Origin of the sequence: Sphingomonas sp. S2M10 (genome assembly GCF_012650175.1) — a bacterium.
GTDB lineage: Bacteria > Pseudomonadota > Alphaproteobacteria > Sphingomonadales > Sphingomonadaceae > Sphingomonas.
Map to the genome: position 1 here is coordinate 81,982 of NZ_JAAILI010000006.1, position 22,055 is coordinate 104,036.

At 68.1% G+C, this 22,055-nt stretch carries 22 protein-coding genes; 14 read left to right on the forward strand and 8 right to left on the reverse strand.

Features of this window, described 5'->3' with window-relative positions; all coding sequences use genetic code 11:
• Positions 1 to 32 precede the first annotated feature (32 nt).
• Complete coding sequence (locus S2M10_RS01335) at positions 33 to 902, forward strand: 3-hydroxyacyl-CoA dehydrogenase NAD-binding domain-containing protein (RefSeq protein WP_168844492.1); 870 nt, start codon at positions 33 to 35, stop codon at positions 900 to 902.
• 51 nt (positions 903 to 953) lie between these two features.
• Here the strand turns inward: S2M10_RS01335 and S2M10_RS01340 are convergent, their stop codons facing one another.
• Complete coding sequence (locus tag S2M10_RS01340) at positions 954 to 1,286, reverse strand: hypothetical protein (RefSeq protein WP_168844493.1); 333 nt, start codon at positions 1,284 to 1,286, stop codon at positions 954 to 956.
• Between the two features lie 186 nt (positions 1,287 to 1,472).
• Between S2M10_RS01340 and S2M10_RS01345 the strand changes: the two genes are divergently transcribed.
• The gene (locus tag S2M10_RS01345; RefSeq protein ID WP_168844494.1) at positions 1,473 to 2,564 is read left to right on the forward strand and encodes a hypothetical protein; all 1,092 of its coding nucleotides are present in this window, start codon (positions 1,473 to 1,475) and stop codon (positions 2,562 to 2,564) included.
• 22 nt (positions 2,565 to 2,586) lie between these two features.
• Here S2M10_RS01345 and ispG read toward each other — a convergent pair whose 3' ends face one another.
• Positions 2,587 to 3,711: a flavodoxin-dependent (E)-4-hydroxy-3-methylbut-2-enyl-diphosphate synthase gene (gene ispG, locus S2M10_RS01350; protein ID WP_168844495.1), complete on the reverse strand. Its 1,125-nt coding sequence runs from the start codon at positions 3,709 to 3,711 to the stop codon at positions 2,587 to 2,589.
• A 370-nt stretch (positions 3,712 to 4,081) separates the two neighbouring features.
• Between ispG and S2M10_RS01355 the strand changes: the two genes are divergently transcribed.
• The 4 genes from S2M10_RS01355 (at position 4,082) to S2M10_RS01370 (ending at position 8,254) form a co-directional block, all read left to right on the forward strand.
• Positions 4,082 to 5,029 carry an isoaspartyl peptidase/L-asparaginase gene (locus S2M10_RS01355; RefSeq protein ID WP_168844496.1) on the forward strand — a complete coding sequence of 316 codons (948 nt, stop codon included), beginning with the start codon at positions 4,082 to 4,084 and terminating at the stop codon, positions 5,027 to 5,029.
• A gap of 93 nt (positions 5,030 to 5,122) precedes the next feature.
• Positions 5,123 to 7,012, forward strand: coding sequence for a PDZ domain-containing protein (locus S2M10_RS01360; protein ID WP_168844497.1), 1,890 nt, complete (start codon positions 5,123 to 5,125; stop codon positions 7,010 to 7,012).
• 37 nt (positions 7,013 to 7,049) lie between these two features.
• A complete protein-coding gene (ppa, locus tag S2M10_RS01365; RefSeq protein ID WP_116469321.1) occupies positions 7,050 to 7,589 on the forward strand; it encodes an inorganic diphosphatase in 540 nt (179 codons plus the stop codon).
• Positions 7,590 to 7,729: 140 nt separating this feature from the next.
• A complete protein-coding gene (locus S2M10_RS01370; RefSeq protein WP_168844523.1) occupies positions 7,730 to 8,254 on the forward strand; it encodes a DUF1345 domain-containing protein in 525 nt (174 codons plus the stop codon).
• Positions 8,255 to 8,425: 171 nt separating this feature from the next.
• On the opposite strand, the gene S2M10_RS01375 is transcribed toward S2M10_RS01370, so the two are convergent.
• The 4 genes from S2M10_RS01375 to hisS all read right to left on the reverse strand — a co-directional run bounded on the left by S2M10_RS01375 (position 8,426) and on the right by hisS (position 12,764).
• Positions 8,426 to 9,199 carry a DUF4167 domain-containing protein gene (locus S2M10_RS01375; protein WP_211090804.1) on the reverse strand — a complete coding sequence of 258 codons (774 nt, stop codon included), beginning with the start codon at positions 9,197 to 9,199 and terminating at the stop codon, positions 8,426 to 8,428.
• A 263-nt stretch (positions 9,200 to 9,462) separates the two neighbouring features.
• Positions 9,463 to 10,287 (reverse strand): peptide chain release factor N(5)-glutamine methyltransferase, encoded by an 825-nt coding sequence (gene prmC / locus S2M10_RS01380; RefSeq protein WP_168844499.1) that lies wholly within the window; start codon positions 10,285 to 10,287, stop codon positions 9,463 to 9,465.
• A 156-nt stretch (positions 10,288 to 10,443) separates the two neighbouring features.
• Positions 10,444 to 11,517: a peptide chain release factor 1 gene (gene prfA / locus S2M10_RS01385; protein WP_168844500.1), complete on the reverse strand. Its 1,074-nt coding sequence runs from the start codon at positions 11,515 to 11,517 to the stop codon at positions 10,444 to 10,446.
• Complete coding sequence (gene hisS, locus S2M10_RS01390; RefSeq protein ID WP_168844501.1) at positions 11,514 to 12,764, reverse strand: histidine--tRNA ligase; 1,251 nt, start codon at positions 12,762 to 12,764, stop codon at positions 11,514 to 11,516. Before hisS ends, prfA begins: the two co-directional genes overlap by 4 nt.
• A 101-nt stretch (positions 12,765 to 12,865) precedes the next feature.
• On the opposite strand from hisS, the gene S2M10_RS01395 reads away from it, so the two are divergent.
• From S2M10_RS01395 to S2M10_RS01425, 7 genes are all read left to right on the forward strand, one after another.
• Entirely contained in the window at positions 12,866 to 13,711 is an 846-nt protein-coding gene (locus S2M10_RS01395; RefSeq protein ID WP_168844502.1) for a S1/P1 nuclease, read from the forward strand.
• 48 nt (positions 13,712 to 13,759) lie between these two features.
• Positions 13,760 to 14,626, forward strand: a complete 867-nt coding sequence (gene phhA / locus S2M10_RS01400) for a phenylalanine 4-monooxygenase (protein ID WP_168844503.1) — start codon at positions 13,760 to 13,762, stop codon at positions 14,624 to 14,626.
• Positions 14,627 to 14,842: 216 nt separating this feature from the next.
• Positions 14,843 to 15,733: a DMT family transporter gene (locus S2M10_RS01405; RefSeq protein WP_168844504.1), complete on the forward strand. Its 891-nt coding sequence runs from the start codon at positions 14,843 to 14,845 to the stop codon at positions 15,731 to 15,733.
• Complete coding sequence (locus S2M10_RS01410; protein ID WP_168844505.1) at positions 15,730 to 16,209, forward strand: GNAT family N-acetyltransferase; 480 nt, start codon at positions 15,730 to 15,732, stop codon at positions 16,207 to 16,209. Before S2M10_RS01405 ends, S2M10_RS01410 begins: the two co-directional genes overlap by 4 nt.
• A complete protein-coding gene (locus S2M10_RS01415) occupies positions 16,209 to 16,571 on the forward strand; it encodes a TfoX/Sxy family protein (protein WP_168844506.1) in 363 nt (120 codons plus the stop codon). The genes S2M10_RS01410 and S2M10_RS01415 overlap by 1 nt, the downstream gene beginning before the upstream one ends.
• A 52-nt stretch (positions 16,572 to 16,623) precedes the next feature.
• A complete protein-coding gene (locus tag S2M10_RS01420) occupies positions 16,624 to 18,006 on the forward strand; it encodes a DUF4139 domain-containing protein (RefSeq protein ID WP_168844507.1) in 1,383 nt (460 codons plus the stop codon).
• A gap of 4 nt (positions 18,007 to 18,010) precedes the next feature.
• A complete protein-coding gene (locus S2M10_RS01425; protein WP_168844508.1) occupies positions 18,011 to 19,579 on the forward strand; it encodes a hypothetical protein in 1,569 nt (522 codons plus the stop codon).
• 4 nt (positions 19,580 to 19,583) lie between these two features.
• Here the strand turns inward: S2M10_RS01425 and S2M10_RS01430 are convergent, their stop codons facing one another.
• Positions 19,584 to 19,880 (reverse strand): hypothetical protein, encoded by a 297-nt coding sequence (locus S2M10_RS01430; protein ID WP_168844509.1) that lies wholly within the window; start codon positions 19,878 to 19,880, stop codon positions 19,584 to 19,586.
• 69 nt (positions 19,881 to 19,949) lie between these two features.
• Here S2M10_RS01430 and S2M10_RS01435 point away from each other — a divergent pair, with 69 nt between their 5' ends.
• Entirely contained in the window at positions 19,950 to 20,378 is a 429-nt protein-coding gene (locus tag S2M10_RS01435) for a CBS domain-containing protein (protein ID WP_168844510.1), read from the forward strand.
• A 25-nt stretch (positions 20,379 to 20,403) separates the two neighbouring features.
• On the opposite strand, the gene S2M10_RS01440 is transcribed toward S2M10_RS01435, so the two are convergent.
• Positions 20,404 to 21,804 carry a lipopolysaccharide biosynthesis protein gene (locus S2M10_RS01440; RefSeq protein WP_348770508.1) on the reverse strand — a complete coding sequence of 467 codons (1,401 nt, stop codon included), beginning with the start codon at positions 21,802 to 21,804 and terminating at the stop codon, positions 20,404 to 20,406.
• Between the last annotated feature and the right edge of the window lie 251 nt (positions 21,805 to 22,055).

Genomic DNA, 22,055 nt, shown 5'->3' on the forward strand with positions numbered 1-22,055 from the left:
AGGAGAGCCGCCAAAGCAATCAGGAGACGGACATGAAGACGGTAGGCGTGATCGGTGCGGGCCAGATGGGGGCGGGGATCGCCCAGGTGTCGGCGCAGGCGGGCTATGCGGTGCTGCTGTCCGACGTCGACCAGGCCCGCGCCGAGGCCGGCAAGGCGGGCATCGGCAAGCAGCTCGCCCGCGCGGTGGAGAAGGAAAAGATCACCGCCGCTGATGCCGAGGCGGCGCTCGGCCGGATCACCCCCATCGGCGACCTCGCCGCGATGGCGCCTTGCGATCTGGTGATCGAGGCCGCAACCGAGCGGGAGGCGATCAAGCGCCAGATCTTCGAGACCGTCGGCAAGGCGCTGGGCGGCGAGGCGATCCTGGCCAGCAACACCTCGTCGATCCCGATCACCCGGCTCGCCCAGGCGGCGCCCGATCCGGCGCGCTTTATGGGCGTGCACTTCTTCAATCCGGTGCCGGTGATGGGCCTGATCGAGCTGATCCGCGGCCTCGCCACCAGCGACGCGACAGTGGCGGCGGTGGAGGCGTTCGGCCAGTCGCTGGGCAAGCGGATCGTCCATGCCAATGACGCGCCGGGCTTCATCGTCAACCGCGTGCTGATGCCGATGCTCAACGAGGCGTGCTTCGCGCTGGGCGAGGGCGTGGCGACGATCCCCGACATCGACGCGGCCTGCCAGCTGGGGCTCAATCATCCGATGGGCCCGTTCACGCTGGCCGACTTCATCGGGCTGGACACCTGCCTGGAGATCACCCGCGTGCTGTTCGAAGGCACCGGCGACCCCAAGTTCCGCCCGGCGCCGCTGCTGGTGAAATATGTTGAAGCCGGCTGGTACGGCCGCAAGACCAAGCGCGGCTTCTACGACTATACCGGCGCGGAGCCCGTGCCGACGCGGTGACAGCGGCTGGCGCGGCAGGGCTGTCGCGCACGGCACCGGGGGAGCGGGCCGTTAGTCGCGAAACGGTCCGCGATCGGCGCGACGCGGCGTCGCGCACCACTCCACCACCGCCGCGTCGATCAGGGCGAGCAGCGCGCCCGCCGCGAGCAACGCCGTCAGTGCCGCGATCAGCAGCGGGGTCCGCGCCCCGCCTGCTGCCGCGAGTGTGCCCAGCCGCAACACCGGCACCAGCAGCCCTGCCGCCGCCCCGCGCCGCAGCCAGCGCGCCGCCCAGCCTCTCCAGCCGGCATGCCCGCCCCACGCCAGCAGCACGAGACGGGCGGCAAACAGCACGGTCACCAGCATGCCCGCATCGATCAGTGCGGCATTGGGCTCGGGATTCATCCGAGCACCAGGGGCGGGGAAGCGGGTCGGGCATAGGCCATGCGCGGCGGTACCTCCGTCGCGGCCGATTCGCGAGGGGGCGCGGGCCCCACCGCTAGGTAGCCGTGCGGAGGTCGCCGCCGGGCGCGCCCGCCTATAACTCCCTTGTACACATCGCGCGGGGGATCGCAGCGTTGGAGATGGCGCATGACGTGCGCTCGCCTGTTCGAAGCCCTGTTCGCGCTCCTTCTGCTGACGATCGGCGGCGTGGCGCACGCCGATTTCGGCATGCCCCCGCCCGACATCTCGCAGTCGCAGCTGCAATATTACCTGCAATATCCGCGCCTGGCGACCGCCGCGCGCTACGGCCTGCGCGACGACATCGGCAACACGATGGACGGGCTGTCGCTTGTCCAGCTTTCCGGCCAGCCGTATAAATATGCCGCCGTCTACCACACCGCCTATGCGGTGAGCGGCGGCGCGCTGCGGTTCAAGGTCAATCTTGCCGCTTCCAATGATCTGCTCCGTTGGCGCTATCTCGGCATGCTGGCCGACAATGCCAGCATGCCGCGCGTTGCCACGGTGCGCGGTTCGACCTGGATCGTGGTCGCGCACGAGCAATGGTCGGGGCGGGGGCCGGGCTCCACCGGGCCGTCGCGGATCGCCTACAGGCTGTTCTACACCGGGGCGGACCTGATCAACCGGGTGGAGCGCGGGCTGTGGATTCAGCCGAGCTTCCTCACCTCGCTGAACGGCACGCCCAGCTTCTTCGATCTGCGGCAGAGCTATTGCGGCGTGTATCGCTGCGTCTCGGGGGAAATCGGCTTCCACTACTGGAGCGGCCGCAAGGACCTGAACGCGACGACCACCAACCAGATGATGTTCGATCCGCGCGGCCTGGCCACTTCCGTCGAGGCGGCAGCGAGCTACCGCTACAATCTGCGCTTCAGCCTCCTCGGGGTCACCGGCAATGTGGGGCAGCGCGACATGCTGCGCACCCGCACCGGTCGCTATGTGATCCAGGAGGGCAATATCGGCACGCCTGCCGCCTCGTGGGACAAGTGGCGGATCTATCTATACCGCTATGCCGAAAGCGGGGTCGTCCCGGATGGGTCGGGTACCATCATCCCGATCGCGCCGCAGACGCCGGGCGGCAGCAGCTCTTTCGGCAACCCCAGCATCAATGTGGTCGACGATCCCACGGGGCGCGGCAAGGTGGTGGTGATTTCCTACTTCCTGTTCTCCGAAGGCGCGAAGAACGGCGAAGCGGGCAGCCTGCTCTATTATTTCCGGCTTTGATCACCGTCGGGCAGGCGGCGGATCACTCCGCTGCCTGGGCCGGCTCGGCGTTCGCGGCTTCGATCTCGGCGGCCTTGGCCTCGACCAGCTGGACGATGTGATCGAGCATGTCGGCATCATCGACCGTGTGGTCGGTCAGCCCCGACAGATAGACCATGTGCTTGCCGTTGCCGCCGCCGGTCAGGCCGATATCGGTCTCACGCGCCTCGCCGGGGCCGTTGACCACGCAGCCGAGCACCGAGAGCGACAGCGGCGTGCGGATGTGCTGGAGCCGTTCCTCCAGCGCCTGCACGGTGCGGATCACGTCGAAGCCCTGGCGTGCGCAACTCGGGCAGGACACGACGCGGACGCCCCGGTTGCGAATGCCCAACGCCTTGAGGATCTCGAAGCCGACCCGCACTTCCTCCTCGGGCTCGGCGGAGAGGCTGACGCGGATCGTGTCGCCGATGCCGAACCAGAGCAGCGAGCCGATGCCGATCGCCGACTTGACCGTGCCGCCGACGAACCCGCCCGCTTCGGTAATGCCGAGGTGCAGCGGGCAATCGACCGCATCGGCCAGTTGCTGATAGGCGGCGACCGCGAGGAACACGTCGCTGGCCTTCACCGCGACCTTGAACTCGTGAAAGTCGCGGTCCTGGAGCAGCTTGATGTGGTCGAGCGCCGATTCGACCAGCGCCTCGGGGCAAGGCTCGCCATATTTTTCCAGCAGGTCCTTCTCGAGGCTGCCGGCATTGACGCCGATGCGGATCGAGGCACCATTGGCCTTGGCCGCGTTGACCACCTCGTTCACCCGGTCGGCCGAGCCGATGTTGCCGGGATTGATCCGCAGGCAGGCCGCGCCCGCATCGGCGGCCTCCAGCGCACGCTTATAGTGGAAATGGATGTCCGCGACGATCGGCACGCGCGCGGCGCGGACGATCTGCTTGAGCGCGGCGGTGCTTTCCACGTCCGGGCAGGAGACGCGGATGATGTCCGCGCCGGCTTCCTCGCAGCGGCGGATCTGGTCGATCGTCGCCTTCACGTCGGAGGTGGCGGTGTTGGTCATCGTCTGCACCGTCACCGGTGCATCGCCGCCAACGGGCACGTTGCCCACCATGATCTGACGGCTTTGCCGCCGGACGATATCGCGCCAGGGTCGTACGGACATGCAGGCCATATAGGCGCATCGGCGCGGCGGGGCTAGGGCGGATGCGAGGCATCGGGTGCACTTGGCCAGAGCGCATCCTTCGACCTTGGCGGCAGGCGATCGCGCGGTATCAAATATATCGCTATCCCCGCGAAAGCGGGGATCCATTGGCGCTGAAGCCGCGGTTCTTTCCCCCTGCGCTCAGGGCAATGGATTCCCGCCTTCGCGGGAATGACGACGGTTTCTTGGCTGGCGCTATGTCTTCGCATTCAATGCAATAGCCCTTTGCCTGGCGGGGGAGGAGACGGCCTTGAAGCGTCGGGCGTGGCTTGGACCCTCCGCCCGATCTGCTAGGGGACGGCCCAAACCCTATCTGCAGGAGCCCGCCGCCATGTCCACCGCCACCCCCAAGCCCCGCTGGACGCTGGCGATCCATGGCGGTTCTGGCAGCATGCAGCCCGGCGCGCTCTCGCCCGAGCAGGAAGCCGGTGCCAAGACCGGGCTCGACGCCGCGCTCGATGCCGGTGCGGCGGTACTCGACGTCGGCGGCTCGGCGGTCGATGCCGTGCAGGCGGCGGTGCAGGTGCTGGAGGACGATCCGCACTTCAATGCCGGGCGCGGATCGGTGTTCACCTGGGAAGGCGGCCACACGCTCGACGCGGCGATCATGGACGGGCGCACCCGCGCGGCCGGCGCCGTCGCGGGATCGACCACCACGCGGCACCCGGTCGCGCTCGCCCGTGCGGTGATGGAGAAGAGCCGCCACGTCCTGCTCGCCGGCGAAGGCGCGGACCAGTTCGCCCGCGAACAGCAGCTCGATCAGGTCGACAACGCCTGGTTCGGCACCGAGGAGCGTCGCCAGCAGCTCGACTCGATGAAGGGCGACACCGCGCGCGGCGGCTTCGACGTCGACATGAAATACGGCACGGTCGGCGCGGTGGCGATGGATTCGCACGGCCATGTGGCCGCCGCCACCTCCACCGGCGGGCTCACCGGCAAGCGCTGGGGCCGGGTGGGCGATTCGCCGCTGATCGGCGCGGGCACCTATGCCGATGATCGCGCCTGTGCGGTCTCCGCCACCGGCTCGGGCGAGTTCTTCATCCGTGAAGGCGTCGCGCACGAGATCTGCGCCCGGATGCGGTTCAAGGGCGAAACCGCCTGGCAGGCGGCCGATGTGGTGATGGCCGATGTGAAGGCGATGGGCGGCGTCGGCGGGGTGATTCTTGCGGCACCCGGCGGCGAACTCGACTGGCACTTCACCACCCCCGGCATGTACCGCGGCAAGGTTTCGGCGGGTGGCGAGCGGGTGGTCGCGATCTACGAGGACCGGCGCGACTGAACTCCCCTTGCCCTCCGGAAATTCGCGAGCAACAATATTGCCCGATCCGCGCCGTTTCGCGTTCGCGAAGACCATATAAGGGGCCGTCACATCATGGTTCGTGCCATCTCGCTTGCCAGCCTGTTGCTGGCCACCGCCGCGCCTGCACTCGCGCAGAATTCGATGCCGCAACCGGTGCCGATCGTCGATACCATCCCGGCGGCGCGCGACATGGCATACCCCGGCACGCTGAAGATTGATGTCGACGCGACCGACACGGTGCGCGGCATCTTCCGCGTGCGCGAGACGATCCCCGTCGCCAAGAGCGGCCGACTGACGCTGCTGTTCCCCGAATGGCTGCCCGGCAAGCACGGGCCGCGCGGCGAGATCGAGAAGCTGGCCGGGCTGCAGATCAAGGCGAACGGCAAGCGCCTGCCCTGGACGCGCGACACGGTTGACGTGTTCGCCTTCCATGTCGACGTACCGGCGGGCGCCAAGACGGTCGAGGCCGAGTTCCAGTTCGTCTCCGCGACCGACGGCAGCCAGGGCCGCATCGTGATGACGCCCGAGATGATGAGCGTGCAGTTCAATTCGCTTAGCCTCTATCCCGCGGGCTATTTCACCCGCCGTATCCCGATCCAGGCGACGGTGAAATATCCCGAAGGCTGGACCGCCGCCGGCGCGGTACCGGCCAAGGTGACGGGGTCCACCTATGTCTACGACACCACCAGCTACGAGATCCTGATGGACTCGCCGGTGATCGCCGGCCGCTATTACCGCAAGTTCCCGCTCAGCGAGCGCGTGACGCTCGACGTCGTGGCGGACAGCGCCGAGGAACTGGAGGCCAAGCCCGAGCAGATCGAGGCGCATAAAAAGCTGGTCGAGCAGGCGGTGAAGACCTTCGGCGCCCAGCATTACGACCAGTATCACTTCCTCCTGTCGATCAGCGACAAGATGGGCGGAATCGGCCTCGAGCATCATCGCAGCTCGGAAAACGGCGTGCAGCCCGGCTATTTCACCAAATGGGCCGAGCAGGCGACCGCCCGCAACCTGCTGCCGCACGAATATACCCATAGCTGGGACGGCAAGTATCGCCGCGGCGCCGAGCTGTGGACGCCCGATTTCCGCATGCCGATGCGCGACCAGTCGCTGTGGGTCTATGAGGGACAGACGCAGTTCTGGGGCTATGTATTCCAGGCGCGCTCGGGCCTGGTGTCCAAGGAAGAGACGCTGGAAGGCTATGCCAATATCATGGCGAGCCTCGACAACCGCGCCGGCCGCCAGTGGCGCCCGCTGATCGACACCACCAACGATCCGATCATCACCGCGCGCGCGCCCAAGGGCTGGACCAGCTGGCAGCGCAGCGAGGATTATTACAACGAGGGGCTGCTAGTGTGGATGGAGGTCGATTCGATCCTCCGTGAGCAGAGCAAGGGCACCAAGTCGATCGACGATTTCGCGCGCGTCTTCTTCGGCGGCCGCGACGGCGACTATGGCGAGGTGACCTACAGCTTCGAAGACGTGGTCAAGACGCTGGAGGGTATCCAGCCCTATGACTGGCGCAAGCTGCTCACCGCGCGGCTCCACGACGTGTCCGAACGCGCGCCGCTCGGCGGGTTCGCGCGCAACGGCTACAAGCTCGTTTATACCGAGGTGCCCAACAAGATGGGCCGCCCCGGCACCGCCGATCTCAGCTATTCGCTCGGCCTTGCGCTCGGCAAGAAGGGCATCGCCGGCGTGCTGTGGGACAGCCCGGCGTTCAAGGCAGGCATCACCGTCGCCGACGAGATCGTCGCGGTGAACGGCCGCGCCTATGCCAATGATGCGCTGATCGATGCGGTAAAGGCGGCCAAGGGCACCAAGGCGCCGATCCGGTTAACCCTGAAACGGGACGATGGTTACCGAGAGGTTAGCATCGACTATCATGACGGGCTGCGCTATCCGCATCTCGTCAAGACGGTCGAAGGAGAGGCTGGCCTCGACAAGCTGCTGCAAGCCCGCTGAGACGGGCGGAGCCGCCAACCAAGGTTTAGAGATACTTATGCGCATCGATCTGATTCCGGTCGGGGACGATCCCCCCAACAACCTCAACGTCGTCATCGAAGTGCCGGTAGGCGGCGAGCCGGTGAAGTATGAGTTCGACAAGGCCAGCGGCGCGCTGTTCGTCGATCGCATCCTGCACACGCCGATGCGCTACCCGGCGAATTACGGCTTCGTGCCGCACACGCTGTCGCCCGACGGCGACCCGCTCGACGCGCTCGTCATCGCCCGCTCGCCTTTCGTGCCGGGCTGCGTGGTGCGTGCGCGCCCGATCGCGGTGCTGAAGCTGGAAGACGAAGCCGGCGGCGACGAGAAGCTCGTCTGCGTGCCGGTCGACAGCACCTTCCCCTATTATTCGGACGTTGGCGAGCGTTCGGACCTGCCCTCGATCGTGCTGCAGCAGATCGAGCATTTCTTCACCCACTACAAGGACCTGGAGTCCGAGAAGTGGGTGCGGATCGGCAATTGGGGCGATGCCGCCGAAGCGCGCCAGATCGTCCTCGAGGCGATCGAGGCCGCGAAGAAGGCCAAGGCAGCCTGAACCAGACGTCGCGGCGGCGCGGGGCGAGACCCCGAGGGGTCGGCAACGTCCTCGCGCCGCCGCGCTTTCTCGCCTTCGCCGCGACGACGATCGCGGCAGGGCTGTTGCTGGTGCCGCAGTTCGGCATCCGGGCGGGTGCCATGCTCGCCTTCGACATCGGCGCGGCGCTGTTCCTCGCGCTCTGCATGCCGATGCTGCGCCACCAGTCCGATGCGATGCGGCGCTCGGCCTGCAACAACGACGCGAACCGGCTGGTGCTGCTCGGCCTCACCGGCGCGGTCACCGTCATCATCCTGATCGCGATCGCCAGCGAGCTGATGGAGCGCAAGGCGCCCCAGCCCGCGCAGCTCGCGCTGATCCTCGGCACGCTCGCGCTCAGCTGGACGTTCAGCAACGCCGTCTATGCGCTCCACTATGCGCACCTGTTCTACAGCGCGGCACCCGGCGGGCGCGACAAGGGCGGGCTGGACTTTCCCAAGACCCCCGAGCCCAATTACTGGGACTTCATCTATTTCGCCTTCTGTCTGGGCATGACCTTCCAGACTAGCGACGTCTCAATCGAGACGCGCCAGCTGCGCCGGGTAGTGACGCTCCATTGCCTGGCGGCCTTCGTGTTCAACCTGGGCGTGGTGGCCTTCACGATCAACGTGCTCGGCGGCAGCTGAGCCGGCGCGCCCGTAGGCGTGCACCCCGAAGCCGGCAAATGCCGTCCCGCTGCCGAGTCCTGCCCCCCTGGAAAGCCACATGGGCGGCCGGCCACTCCCGTATGTCCAACAGCAAAAGGCCCGCCTCCTCTTCGGAAGCGGGCCTTTTTCCTGTCCCGGTTTCCCGTCGCCTCAGGCGGCGGGTGCCTCGGCCTCGTCGCTCTTCACGGTGCGACGGCGGCGCGGCTTCTTCGGCGCTTCCTCTTCCTCTACCGGCGCGGCATCGGCACCGATCGCGGGGGGGAGGACCGCGGCGTCGATGCCGTGCGGCGCCTCGGCCTCGACCACTGCCTCACGACGCGGACGACCGCGGCGGCGGGGCGCCTCGGCCACTTCCTCTGCTACGGGCGCCTCGGCGACCTGCGCTTCTGCCGGCGCGGCCTCGGCGGCATGGCCGTTGGCGTGGCCGTTCGATGCACCATTGGTCCGCTCGCGACGATCTTCGCGGTAGCTGCGCGGTTCGCGGGGCTCGCGGCCCTCGCGTTCGCTGCGCGGCTCGCGCGCCTCGCGTTCGAAACGCGGCTCGCGCTCGCGGCGGGGCTGCTGCTGGCGGGGCGCTTCGGCCTCGTCCTCGCGGCCGGCTTCGCCTTCCATCTCAAACTCTTCCTCGTCGCCGTCGAACTCGTCGCGCTGGCGGCGCTGCTGGTTCTGCTCCTCGAAACGCGAGCGGTTCTCGTTCAGAACGCGGAAATAATGATCGGCGAACTGGAGATAATATTCGGCGTTGACGCGGTCACCCTGCATCTGCGCGTCGCGGGCAAGATTCTTGTACTTTTCAAGCAGCTGGGCGGCGTTGCCACGGGCACGGTTGTCAATGCGGCTGCCATTGCCCTGATTGTTCGGGCTCCCGCCCTGGCGCTGCTGCCCGCCACGGCCGCGACGGCGGCCGGCCTGACGATTGTTCATCAAGGTCTCGTTGTCCTGTCTTTACAAAGCCGTCCGTCGATTCATCGAGGTTCCGGATGCAGGGTTACATTCGCGGAGGGTTCCGGGCATACCCAGAACCTTCCGCTTGCCACGGCCGCCGGACTGCAGCGGCACACATGACCATGGAGTCGGGCCTCAGCCCTTTATCTCAACAACTTGGTTGAAGGTGCCTCGCCCCGGCCTTCTTCTAGCCGCTGGCGTACCAATCTCCAAGCAGAAATATGTGACGTTTGCGCGTAGTTTCAAGTCAGCCGGACCACGCGCGGCCGTCCGCCCATGTCTTTATAGACGCTCGAAGTGAGCCCCTGTTCCTGGCCGAGCAAAGAAACCGCCTGCGCCTGCGTCCAGCCGATTTCGAGCACTGCCGCGCCATCGGGAGCGAGCAGGCGGGGAAGGGCGGGGACGATGCGGCGATAGTCGTCGAGCCCGTCGGCACCGGCGAACAGTGCTTCGGCGGGTTCGTGCTCCAGCACCTGGGGGGGCAGGGGCTCCGCCGTCCCGATATAGGGCGGGTTGGCGAGGATCAGGTCGAACGTGCCGTCGATCCCCGTGGCCCAGTCGCCAAGGCGGAATTCGGCACGATCGGTCATGCCCAGCGCCTCGGCATTGCGGCGGGCATAGCCGAGCGCGGCTTCGGACGCGTCGACGCCCAGGCCCTGCGCCTGCGGCCATTCGGCCAGCGCGGCGAGGAGCAATGTGCCGGGGCCGGTGCCGAGATCGAGGATGCGCCGTGGCGCGCGGCCGGCGAACCACGCAAGCGCAGTCTCGATCAGCGTCTCGCTGTCGGGGCGCGGGATCAGCACCCCGGGGCCGACCGCGAGGTCGATCGTCCAGAAGGCGCGGGTGCCGGTGATATAGGCGATGGGTTCGTGGGTGAGGCGGCGCGCGACGAGCGCGGCGAAGCGGTCGGGCTCGGGATCGCCCAGACTGCCGAGCAGCAGTCTGTCGCGCGTGGTGCCGAGGGCGTGCGCCATCAGCAACTCAGCGTCGAGCCGGGGGGTGTCGGAGACGGCTTCGAGCTGGCGGGCCGCTTCCGCAAGGGCTGTCCTGACGGGCCGAAGGCTCACGGAGCGTCAGCCCCAAGATCCTCCCCAGAACGAGGAGGGGGACCAAGACGCGTAGCGGCTTGGTGGAGGGGGGGCTCCACAAGGGCATCCCTCGCTGCGATCCCCCTCCACCATGTGCGCGCGCACATGGTCCCCCTCCCCGTTCCGGGGAGGATCTTAGGAATCCAGCTGGGCAAGCCGATCGGCCTCGTCCTGCGAGACCAGCGCGCCGACCAGTTCGTCGAGTTCGCCTTCCAGGATCTCGGGCAGGCGGTGCAGCGTCAGGTTGATGCGATGATCGGTCACCCGTCCTTGCGGAAAGTTATACGTCCGGATCCGCTCCGAACGATCGCCCGAGCCGACCATCGAGCGCCGCGCGCCGACGCGCTCGGCCGCCAGCCGCTCGCGCTCGGCCTCGTACAGGCGGGTGCGGAGCACCTTCATCGCCTTGGCCTTGTTCTTGTGCTGCGAGCGCTCGTCCTGCTGAATCACGACGATACCCGTCGGCAAGTGCGTGATCCGCACCGCGCTGTCGGTGGTGTTGACGCCCTGGCCGCCGGGGCCGGAGGCGCGATAGATGTCGATGCGCAGGTCCTTATCGTCGATCTGCACGTCGGCCTCTTCGGCCTCGGGCAGCACCGCGACGGTGGCGGCGGAGGTGTGGATGCGGCCGCCCGCCTCGGTCGCGGGGACGCGCTGCACCCGGTGGACGCCGCTCTCGAACTTGAGCTTGGCGAACACGCCGGTGCCGGTGATGCCGACCACCACTTCCTTGTACCCGCCCGCCTCGGAGGTGCTGGCCGAGATCAGCTCGGTCCGCCAGCCGAGCCGATCGGCATAGCGCTGGTACATGCGCAGCAGATCGCCCGCGAACAGCGCCGCCTCGTCGCCGCCCACCCCGGCGCGGATTTCGAGCAGCGCGGGGCGCTCGTCGGCCGCGTCCTTGGGGAGCAGCGCGAGCGCCAGCTTGCGTTCGGCCTCGGCGAGCGTGCCTTCGTTGGCGCGGAGTTCCTCCACCGCCATCGCGCGCAGCTCGTCGTCGGCCTCCTGCGTCATCTGCTGGAGAGACTGGCCCTCGGCGCGTAACTGCCGGACCTTGCCCGCCGCCACCGCGACCGGCTCGATCTCGGCATATTCCTTCGATACCTGGACGAAGCGATCGCCGCCGAGCTCGCCCGACGCCATCAGCGCCTGCAACTCGTCACGCCGCGCCTCGATCGCCGCGATGCGGTCCGGCGGGATGCGGGTCATTCGGTCGGGCCGCCCCAGGCAATGCTGCCGAGCACGGTTTCGATCGCAGCGGCGTCGCCGACATCGACCTTGAGCCGCTTCGAGGTCGCGCCGTCAGCGACGCCCAGCGAGAGCAGCGCATCGGGGTTGCTCTTCACCGCCTTGTCGAACCGCTTGCGCGGCGAGCCGGTGGCGAGCAGCTCGGCCGCCAGTCCGGCGCGGCGCAGCGCGGCAACGGCGCGCACGCCATCGGCCTGCACGCGGTCGTCCTCGACCACGACATAGACCTGGATCGCCGCCGCCTTGGGCTCCTCGATCAGCATCGCCAGCCGCTCGACCCCGGCCGCCCAGCCCACGCCCGCGGTTTCGGGACCGCCGAGCGAGCCGATCAGCCCGTCATAGCGGCCGCCGGCCAGCACCGTGCCCTGCGCGCCGAGACGGTCGGTGACGAACTCGAACGCGGTGTGGCGGTAATAATCGAGCCCGCGCACCAGCCGCGCATTGCGCGTCCAGGCGACGCCGGCCGCATCGAGCCCGTCGGTCACCGCCTTGAAGAAGGCGGCGGCCTCGTCGGTCAGATAGGCGTCGATGTCCGGCGCGCTGTCGGCGATCGGGCGGTCGCGCGGGTCCTTCGAATCGAGGATGCGCAAGGGATTCTTTTCCAGACGCGCCAGGCTGTCCTCGGACAGTTCGCCCTTGTGCGCCTCGAAATGCGAGACCAGCGCGGTGCGCCAGGCGTCGCGCGTCGCCGCATCGCCCAGCGTGTTGAGCTGGAGCGTCACGCCCTCGGCGATGCCCAGTTCCTTGAGCAGCTGGTCGGCCAGCACCAGCAGCTCGACATCGGCGGCGGGTTCGGGCGCGCCGAGGATCTCGGCGTCGATCTGGTGAAACTGCCGATAGCGGCCCTTTTGCGGGCGCTCGTAGCGGAACACCGGGCCCGAGGTCGCGAGCTTCAGCGGCGCGAACTGCTGCCAGCCCTCGCTGATATAGGCGCGCGCGATGCCGGCGGTGAATTCCGGGCGCAGCGTGATCGAATCGCCGCCGCGGTCCTCGAAGCTGTACATCTCCTTGGAGACGACGTCCGAGGTTTCGCCCATCGAGCGGGCGAAGACGCCGGTCGCCTCGAAGATCGGGATCTCGAGCCGCTGGAAGCAATAGAGCTTGCGCACCCGATCGAACACTTCGAGCACCGCAGCGAAACGCCGCTGGTCTTCGCCGAAAATGTCCTGAGTGCCCCGGATGCGCTGGGGAGTCTGGATACGTGCCATTTGGGCGCGGCTAATAGGCCGGTTTGGGGCGCGCCGCAATGCGGGCGAGGAGACGTGCCGCGTGTTGATGCGGACGCGCGCCGGGCCTAGGGGGTGCGCCCATGAGTCGCATCCTGCTTGTCCTCGCCGCGCTGCTCGGTTTCGCCGCCGCCTCGCCCGCTTCCGCCTATTGGGAATATGGCCATGAGACGGTGGCGGCCATCGCCTATCGCAACGTCACGCCGGCGGTGCGCGCCAGGATCGACGCGCTGCTCCGCCGCCAGGCGCTGCTGGAGACGCCGACCTGCCCGGCCAACACCATCGAGCAGGCGAGCGTTTGGGCGGACTGCGTGAAGGGCCTGGGCCCGCGCTTCAGCTATGCCTATTCCTGGCACTATCAGAATGTCGACATCTGCAAGCCGTTCGACCTCAAGCCGCCCTGCCGCGACGGCAATTGCGTTTCGGCGCAGATCGAGCGCGATGTGAAGCTGCTCAAGGACCCCAAGGTGCCGGTGCGCGAGCGGGTGATGGCGCTGGCCTTCCTCGTCCATTTCGTCGGCGATCTCCACCAGCCGCTCCACGCGGGCGATCATGGCGATCTGGGCGGCAACCAGGTGAAGACCAACTACGGCGCCTTCACCAGCGCCAAGCTCAACCTCCATTCGGTGTGGGACGGCTATCTCGCCGAGCGTGCGATCTCGCAGCCGCCCTCGCCGGTGCGCGCCTATAGCGCGGCCGAGCGCAATGCGGTGTGGGGCGGCAGCGTCGCCGACTGGAGCCGCGAAAGCTGGCAGGTCGCGCGCGACGCGGTCTATCCCAGCGCGGCGGGCGAGGGCGTCTGCACGCCGGGCGACCATCCCGCGCATCTCGACGAAGCGACGCTGGAAAAGCTGGTGCCGGTCGCCCGCGAACAGGTGGTCCGCGGCGGGCTGCGGCTGGCCAAGCTGCTCGACGAGGCGCTGGGCTAGGAACAGCCCGGCGTTTCGCGGCGGGGTTCGGATTGCTATATCCCGTCCATGAACAAAGAAACGCATGTGCTGGAGCGGCCGCCCGAGGGCGCGGCGGCGGACTGGACGATCCCGCAGGACTGGGCCGCCTATACGGCGGAGGAACACGCCACCTGGGACAGGCTGTTCGCCCGCCAGGCAAAATTGCTGCCGGGCCGCGCCTCCTCGGCCTATCTCAAGGGGCTGGAGGCGCTGCGGCTGTCCGACTCGGGCATCCCCAATTTCGAGGAACTGTCCGAGCGGCTCATGAAGCTCACCGGCTGGCAGGTGGTCGCGGTGCCGGGGCTGGTGCCGGACGACGTGTTCTTCGACCATATGGCGAACCGCCGGTTCGTCGCGGGCAATTTCATCCGCCGGCCCGACCAGCTCGACTATATCCAGGAGCCGGACGTGTTCCACGACGTGTTCGGCCATGTGCCGATGCTCGCGGATCCCGTCTTCGCCGATTATCTGGAAGCCTATGGCCGCGGCGGCATGCGCGCGCTGGAATTGGGCGCGCTCAAGCAGCTCGGGCGGCTCTATTGGTACACGGTCGAGTTCGGGCTGGTGGAGGAGGCCGAGGGGCTGCGCATCTATGGCTCGGGCATCGTGTCCAGCTCGGCCGAAAGCGTGTTCGCGCTGGAGAGCGACAGCCCCAACCGCCTCCGCTTCGACATGCAGCGGGTGATGCGGACCGACTATCGGATCGACGATTTCCAGCAGAATTACTTCGTGATTCCCAGCTTCGAGGCGCTGCTCCGCGAGACGGTGGAGACCGATTTCGCGCCGCTCTATGCGGAGATCCTGGCGCAGCCGGACATCCCGATCGCGGCGATCCTGCCGGGGGACGGGGTGATTACCCGCGGGACGCAGGAATATGCGGAGGGGAAGGGGTGACCCCTTTATCCTCCCCCTTGAGGGGGGAGGATAGCGTAGCTTGGCAGCTTGCTGCCTAGCGAAGCTTGGGTGAGCGGCGCATCGCGCCGCGCGATTTGCGGAACGCAAATCGCCCCCTCTCCCTCCCACCGCTGCGCGGCGGGCCCCTCCCTCCCCCGCAAGGGGGGAGGGGTTTTGGGCTCGCCAATCCCGATCGGCGCGGCTACCCGCACCCCCATGTCGCGCTCGCCCCGCCTTGCCTTTCTCGTCGCCGCGCTCGGAATCGCCAATTATTCGGTGATGGATGCGGTGATGAAGGGCATGTCGATCGCCCACGGCGCCTATAGCGCGGTGCTGTGGCGGTCGGTGGGCGCGATCGTGCTGCTCGGGCCGATCTTCCTGCTGCGCCGCACACCCTGGCCCGGCCGCAAGGCGCTCAAGCTGCATTTCGCCCGCGGCGTGCTGGCGGGCACCTCGGTCGTGCTGTTCTTCTGGGGTCTTGCCCGCGTCACCATGGCGCAGGGAATCGCGCTGACCTTTCTCGCGCCGCTGATCGCGATGTTCCTCGCCGCCGCGTTCCTCGGCGAGCGGATCCGCCGCGCGGCGATCGGCGGCTCGCTCGTCGCCAGCCTCGGCGTGCTGACCATCGCGGCGGGGCAGGTCCAGGCGCATGCCTCGACGCACGTGGTGCTGGGCTCGATCGCGGTGTTCGCCGCCTCCATCCTCTACGCCGGCAGCCTGATCCTGCTGCGGCAACAGGCGCAGATCGCCGATCCGATCGAAGTCGCGCTGTTCACCAGTCTTGTTCTCTCGCTGGTGATGCTGCCCGGCGCGCCGTGGTTCTCGGCGATGCCGTCGCTCGCGCTATGGCCCTGGATCCTGGGCGCGGCGCTGGTCGGCTCGATCTCGGCGGTGCTGCTCGCCTGGGCCTATGGCCATGCCGAGGCGCAGCTGCTCGCGCCGGTGGAATATACCGCCTTCGTCTGGGCGGCATTGCTCGGCTATGTCGTGTTCGACGAGCGCGTCTCGGCCTGGACGGTCGCGGGCGCGCTGCTGATCATCCTCGGGTGTCTGGCCGCGATCCGCGGCCGCGTCGCCCCCGCGCCCCAGACCGAGGCCGCCGCATGACCCGGATCCGTTTCGCCACCTCCGCCGACGTACCCCAGATCCTCGGCTTCGTCCGCGAACTCGCCGAATTCGAGCGGGAACCCGACGCCGTCCTCGCGACCGAGCCGATGCTGGAAGCCGCGCTGTTCGGCCCGCGCCCGGCCGCCGAGGCGGTCATCGCGGAAGACGCGGGCGGCGCCGCGCTGGGCTTCGCGCTGTTTTTCCAGAACTTCTCCACCTGGACCGGGCGGCCGGGCCTGTATCTCGAGGACCTGTACGTTACGCCGGCGGCGCGCGGCGCGGGGGTCGGCAAGGCGCTGCTCCGGCACCTGGCCGGCATCGCAGTCGATCGCGGCTATGGCCGGTTCGAATGGTCGGTGCTCGACTGGAACCAGCCGGCGATCGACTTTTACCGCGCGATGGGCGCGGTGGGCATGGAGGAATGGACGGTACAGCGCGTCACCGGCGCGGCGCTGCGAGCGCTGGCCGGTCGCTGATGGCGCTCGATACCGGTCTCGTCGACTGGGTGCGCGAGGCGCTCGCGCCGATCGGCATGGTGACGATGCGGCGGATGATGGGCGGCGCGACGCTGTATTGCGACCACACCGTGTTCGCGATCCTCGCCTTTGACGAGCTCTGGTTCAAGGCCGACGCGGAAAGCGATGCCCTGTGGGATGCGGCCGGCGCGGACCGCTTCACCTATACGGCCAAGGACCGGACGATGGTGATGAACTATCGCCGTGCGCCGGCGGATGCCTATGACGATGCCGACGCGCTGCGCGAATGGGCCGGGCTGGCGATCGCGGCGAGCCTGCGCGCCCCGGTCCGCAAGCCGCGCGGTTTTCGGAAGAAGGACTAGTCGACCGGGCACATTGTGCTAGGTTCGCCCGCGAACAGGGGGAGGATCGGCGATGCGGCATGCGGTTTGGCTTTTCGCGGCAGCATGGCCGCTCGGCGCGCAGGCCCAGCAGATTCCGGCCCCGGACCAGACCGCGCAGGGCGATCTCGCCATCACCATCTACCAGAACAACCAGGCGCTGGTGCAGGACGTGCGCATGCTGGACCTTGCCGCCGGCCGTGTCCGCCAGGAATTTCCGGACGTTTCCGCCCAGATCCGACCCGCGACGGTGACGCTCGCCGGCCCCGGCATCGGCATCGTCGAGCAGAATTTCGATTTCGACCTGCTCACGCCCTACAAGCTGATGGAAAAGGCGGTTGGCTCGGTCGTCACCATCGTGCGCACCAATCCCGCCACGGGCGCCGAGACGCGCGAACAGGCGCGGGTGCTGTCGGCCAATGGCGGCATCGTCCTCCAGATCGGTCCGCGCATCGAGGTGCTGCGCGACGACGGGCTGCCGGTCCGCGTGATCTTCGACAAGGTGCCCGAGAATCTCCGCGCACGCCCCACGCTGTCGGTCACGCTGCAGGTGGCGAGCGGCGGGCGGGTGCCGGCGACGCTCAGCTACCTCACGCCCGGCCTGGGCTGGACCAGCGACTATGTGATGCTGTTCGACGAGGCGAAGAGCGCGATCGACCTGCAGGGCTGGATCACCCTCACCAACAACACCGGCACGACGTACACCAATGCTGACGTGACGCTGGTCGCCGGCGCCCCTTCCGGCAACACCGGCTTCAGCCGCCTGAACGACACGACGGTGGAGACGCCGGGCACCGAGACGGGCACCCGCGAGCGGCTGGGCGACTATATCTTCTATCCGCTCGGCCGCCGCACCACGATCGCCAACGCCCAGCAGAAGCAGGTCAGCTTCCTCGACGTGAAGGGCGCGCCGGCGCGCAAGACCTATGAATGGACCAATGGCTGGCTGGGGGCGGACAGCGACCTGCGGAGCGCCGCGACGGTCCTCAAATTCTCGACCGCGAAGAATGGCGGCCTGGGCGACCAGCTGCCGAGCGGGACGATCCGCGTCTATATGCGCGATCGCAAGGGCGAGCCGCAGTTCATCGGCGAAAGCAGGGTGGACGCCGCGCCGATGGGCTCGGCCATGTCGCTGCGCACCGGCGAGGCGTTCGACGTGAAGGGCGCGGCGGTGGTGGTGGAACGCCGGAAGCTCTCCGCCAAGCGGTGGAGGACGACCATGCGCTACGACTTCAGCAATGCCCGCGCCGACGCGGTGACCGTCGATCTCGCCCAGACCGGATTGTGGGGCGATGTCCGCGTGCTTGAGCAGAGCCTCACCGGGGAACGCATCTCGGCCGATCGCATGGAGTGGAAGGTGCCGGTGCCGGCCAATGGCAAGGCTTCGGTGACCGTGGTGTTCGATAGCCGCTACTGATCCGATGCTCGCGCGCATCGCCTTCGGCTTGCTTGCCCTGCTGGCCGCCGCACCGGCGGGCGCGCAGGCGCTGGTGCTCTCGGAGAAGCCCGACGCGGTGGCGGTAACGCTCTACCGCGACGTGCACCGCGAGGTGGAGCCCGGGCGGGGCTGGCCCGGCGGCTATGCGCTGGTCACCGAAACGCGGACGGTCACGCTGCCGGCGGGGCCATTGGTGATCCGCTTCGTCGGCGTGTCCGAAGGGATGATGCCGGAAACCGCGATCGTCACCGGCCTGCCGCGCGGGGTGGGGGAGAAGAATCGCGACGCCCGGCTGCTCGGTCCGGCGACGCTGGTCGACGCCTATCTCAAGCGCAGCGTCACCGTCCGCCGGACGAATCGCGCCACCGGCAAGGTGACCGAGAGTGCGGCGGTGCTCCAGTCCGGGCCGGATGGCGGGGTGCTGCTCAGCACCGCTGAAGGGGTGGAGGCGCTGGGCTGCGCGGGGCTGCCGGAGGCGATCCGCTATCCGGGCGTGCCCGCGGATCTCGCTGCCAAGCCGACGCTGTCGGTAACCAGCGACAGCCCGGCCGCGCAGACCATGACGGTGCAACTTTCCTATCTGGCGCAGGGCTTCGACTGGTCGGCCAATTATGTCGCGCGGCTGGGCGCGGACGACATGCTCGACCTGTTCGGCTGGATGACCGTGGTGAACGGGGGCAGTCAGGGCTTTGCCGATGCGCGGACCAGCGCGGTGGCGGGGAAGGTCAACAAGGGCCGGGCGGCACCGCTGCCGCGGGGGGCTGCGCCCGAGCTGCGCCTGCAGTGTTGGCCGCAGGGCACGACGTCGATGGCGGGGCCGCCTGGGGCTCCGATGGCGCCGCCGGTTACGGAGGTTCAGGAAGGTCTGGAAATCGTGGTGAGCGGAAGCCGGCGTAAGGGACGTGCGCAGATGGCGCTCGCACCGCCGCCGCCCCCGCCCCCCGCGCCGGCGATGATGGCGGAGCAGGAGGAACTGGGCGACCTCAAGCTCTACCGCGTGCCCGAGCCGGTGACCGTCGCCGCGCTTTCCACCAAGCAGGTGGCACTGCTGCACCGCGAATCGGTGAAGGTAGCGCGGCTCTATCGCGGCATCTTCTCACCCTTCCCGTACAGCGCCGGCGAAGCGCGGCCGCCCAGCCGCGCCACCCAGATCGTGCTGCGTACCGAGAACCTCGCCAGTGAAGGCCTCGGCCTGCCCTTGCCCGCGGGCAAGCTCGCGCTGTTCGCCGAACGGGGCGGCGCGCCGGTGCTGATCGGCGAGTCCGATCTGGCGGACCGGGCGATCGGCGAGGAGGTGGAACTGCTCCCCGGCACCAGCACGGACGTGCGCTACACGGTGATCGGCCGTCCCGGCGGCAAGCGCCGCCAGGCGTTCCGCGTCGAGGTGAGCAACGCGCATGATGCACCCGTCACCTTCGAGCTGCCGATTCCCTATCCGATCGCAGACGCAAGCGCCGCGCTGGTAGAGCGCAAGGGCGTGAAGACCTGGCGGGTCACCGTGCCGGCAAATGGCGAGGCCGCGCTGGACTTCGCGCGCAGATCGGCGCGCTGAGGCCTCAGTCGAGGTCGACTTCGTCCTTCAGCGGGTCTTCCACCTGCGCATCATGGCCGCTGCCGGAGCTCAGGAACATCAGCCCCATCAGCGCCGCCGCCATCATGACGGTGAAGAACACCCCCAGAAAGGTGGCGATCGCGGTGACGATATGCAGCTCCCCCATCGTCGCCCATAGCCAATATTCCGCCACGCAAGCGGCGAGCACCGCCACCGCCGCCATCCCCCACAGGATGCGGCGGAACCGCCCCCAGGCGAAGGCGGCATAATGGGGATCGTCGAGTCCGTCGGGGCGTTGCATGCTTTTGCAACTTGGGCGGATTCGTGGGATACACAACGCCTAAAAAATGAAAGCCAAGGAGAGAATGCGATGACCATCGCGGCAATCCTCGAAGGCAAGGGGCGAGACATCGTGTCGATCGCCTCGAACCGCACCGTAGCGGAGGCGGTGGCGCTGCTCGCGGCGCGACGTATCGGCGCAGTGCCGGTGCTGGAAAACGGGCAGATTTCCGGCATCTTTTCCGAGCGCGACGTGATCCATTGTATCGAGCGCGAAGGCGCGATCGGGCTCGAACTGCCGGTCGGCCGAGTGATGACGGCGCCGGCGATCACCGTCGGCCCGGACGAGTCGGTGCTCGGCGCGCTGGCCTTGATGACCCGGCGGCGCATCCGCCACCTGCCGGTGATCGACGGCGAGGCCTGCATCGGCTTCATCTCGATCGGTGATCTGGTGAAATATCGCATCGACCGGATCGAGTCCGAGGCGGAAGCGATGCGCGCCTATATCCAGACGGCGTGAAGGCTTAGCCGGCGCGATTGCGAATCTAGGCGATTGCACCGGCCAGGGTCGACCGCGCAAAGACGAACAGCAGCGCCGTATAGCTGGCGCCACCGATGCCTACGAGCAAAGCGAGGTGGGGCAGGGGGCCGAGCGGCGGCAGTTCGCGGTCGACGAGCGTCACGATCAACCCCATTGCCAGCGCTGCGAACACCGGCGGCGCGATGGCGTGGGCAAGGCGCGCGTAGGAAACCCCGATCGCCGGCAGCGTGCGCTGCGCCGAGAAGGCGAGATACAGCGGATAGGCGACGTACCAGGCGGCGACGAGTCCCTGAATGCCCCAGTGCACACCGATCAGAAACGCGATCGGCAGGAACAGGGCGCCGGTCGCCCCGTTGCGCGCGCTGATTCCGGGGCGCCCGCGTGCGTCGCTGGCGGGCGCGAACAGCACCTGCAGCGTCATCAGCGGCATCACCAGCGCCAGGCCGTGCACCACCGGTGCCGCCTCCGCCCATTTCGGCCCGAGCACGACAGCCACCAGCGGCTCCGCGGTAGCGGCAAGCCCGATATAGAAGGGCATCGCGGCAAGCAGGATCAACTGCGCGCCCCGGACGAACGCCGCCGCCACAGCCGCTGGATCGTCGCGCATCTTTGCATAGGCGGAGAACGCAACTTCGTTCAGCGGCGGGACGAACTTCGACACGAAGATCTGGGTTAGGAACAGGCTGGTCGTATAGATGCCGAGCAGGTGCGGATCGAACATGCGCCCCGCGATGAACACGTCCGCCTGGCTCTGCAGGAACCAGAACACCTGCCCCGCCGCCATCACCCCGCCATAGCGCGCCATGTCGCCCGCGCCGCGAAAGTCGAAGCTCGGCCAGACCAGCGCGCGCGCCGCCACCGTCATGCCGATCGCGCGGGTGGCGAACAGCACGATGGGCGCCGCGACCAGGGTCCACACGCCCCAGCCGCCATAGGCGCCGGTCAGCGCGGTGATCGCGCCCGCGAGCGCCGAGACGAAATTGACTTGCGCCTGCTTGGCGAAATCCATCGACCGCGCGAGCAGCGCATAGGGGAGCGCGATGAACGGCGTGCAGAGATAGAGCAGCGCCTGCACCCGCAGCAGCTCGGCGACCATCGGCTGGCGATAATAGGCAGCGGCCAGCGGCGCGGCGGCGACCTGGAGCAGCGCCAGCCCGCCGTTGAGCAGCAGCAGCATCCCGAACAGCTGCCGCTGCGCGCGGTGCCCGGCATCGGCGCGCTGGATGAGGGCGCTCGCCAGCCCATAGCCGTTGAGCATGTTGAGCAGCACCAGCACCACCTGGGTCATCGCAAACAGCCCGTAATCGGCCGGCGCGAGGATGCGAATGACCAGGAAGGTCGACGACCAGGTGAGCAGCTGCCCGAGAATCTGCGTGCCCGAACGCCAGAGCACGGCCTTTCGCACCTGATTCCGGAGCGATTGCGGGGCCTGATTCGGCGATTCGAGCGTTGATTCGGTCACCGGACGGCTATCGCATGCCCCGATTGAGAAGCCGTAAACCCCAGATTTCTGCGGATTTCAGGGCCAGCTGTCACGAAAACGACAGAAAGTTTCATTTTCTCGTTGACGGTCTTGGGAACCGCGCATAGAAGCCACCTCACCGACGCGGTGCTCTTCACTGAGGCAGCGGCGGTCACCGAAATTGAGGCGCAGCG

Bases quoted from the DNA above. Each gene is read 5' to 3' on its own strand.
- S2M10_RS01370 (WP_168844523.1), top strand. From the start codon at position 7,730: ATGCTCGCCTTCGACATCGGCGCGGCGCTGTTCCTCGCGCTCTGCATG.
- ppa (WP_116469321.1), top strand. From the start codon at position 7,050: ATGCGCATCGATCTGATTCCGGTCGGGGACGATCCCCCCAACAACCTC.
- S2M10_RS01375 (WP_211090804.1), bottom strand. From the start codon at position 9,199: ATGAACAATCGTCAGGCCGGCCGCCGTCGCGGCCGTGGCGGGCAGCAG.
- S2M10_RS01395 (WP_168844502.1), top strand. From the start codon at position 12,866: ATGAGTCGCATCCTGCTTGTCCTCGCCGCGCTGCTCGGTTTCGCCGCC.
- S2M10_RS01355 (WP_168844496.1), top strand. From the start codon at position 4,082: ATGTCCACCGCCACCCCCAAGCCCCGCTGGACGCTGGCGATCCATGGC.
- ispG (WP_168844495.1), bottom strand. From the start codon at position 3,711: ATGTCCGTACGACCCTGGCGCGATATCGTCCGGCGGCAAAGCCGTCAG.
- prfA (WP_168844500.1), bottom strand. From the start codon at position 11,517: ATGACCCGCATCCCGCCGGACCGCATCGCGGCGATCGAGGCGCGGCGT.
- phhA (WP_168844503.1), top strand. From the start codon at position 13,760: ATGAACAAAGAAACGCATGTGCTGGAGCGGCCGCCCGAGGGCGCGGCG.
- S2M10_RS01435 (WP_168844510.1), top strand. From the start codon at position 19,950: ATGACCATCGCGGCAATCCTCGAAGGCAAGGGGCGAGACATCGTGTCG.
- S2M10_RS01340 (WP_168844493.1), bottom strand. From the start codon at position 1,286: ATGAATCCCGAGCCCAATGCCGCACTGATCGATGCGGGCATGCTGGTG.
- S2M10_RS01335 (WP_168844492.1), top strand. From the start codon at position 33: ATGAAGACGGTAGGCGTGATCGGTGCGGGCCAGATGGGGGCGGGGATC.
- S2M10_RS01430 (WP_168844509.1), bottom strand. From the start codon at position 19,880: ATGCAACGCCCCGACGGACTCGACGATCCCCATTATGCCGCCTTCGCC.
- S2M10_RS01420 (WP_168844507.1), top strand. From the start codon at position 16,624: ATGCGGCATGCGGTTTGGCTTTTCGCGGCAGCATGGCCGCTCGGCGCG.
- S2M10_RS01425 (WP_168844508.1), top strand. From the start codon at position 18,011: ATGCTCGCGCGCATCGCCTTCGGCTTGCTTGCCCTGCTGGCCGCCGCA.
- hisS (WP_168844501.1), bottom strand. From the start codon at position 12,764: ATGGCACGTATCCAGACTCCCCAGCGCATCCGGGGCACTCAGGACATT.
- S2M10_RS01410 (WP_168844505.1), top strand. From the start codon at position 15,730: ATGACCCGGATCCGTTTCGCCACCTCCGCCGACGTACCCCAGATCCTC.
- S2M10_RS01345 (WP_168844494.1), top strand. From the start codon at position 1,473: ATGACGTGCGCTCGCCTGTTCGAAGCCCTGTTCGCGCTCCTTCTGCTG.
- S2M10_RS01405 (WP_168844504.1), top strand. From the start codon at position 14,843: ATGTCGCGCTCGCCCCGCCTTGCCTTTCTCGTCGCCGCGCTCGGAATC.
- S2M10_RS01415 (WP_168844506.1), top strand. From the start codon at position 16,209: ATGGCGCTCGATACCGGTCTCGTCGACTGGGTGCGCGAGGCGCTCGCG.
- S2M10_RS01360 (WP_168844497.1), top strand. From the start codon at position 5,123: ATGGTTCGTGCCATCTCGCTTGCCAGCCTGTTGCTGGCCACCGCCGCG.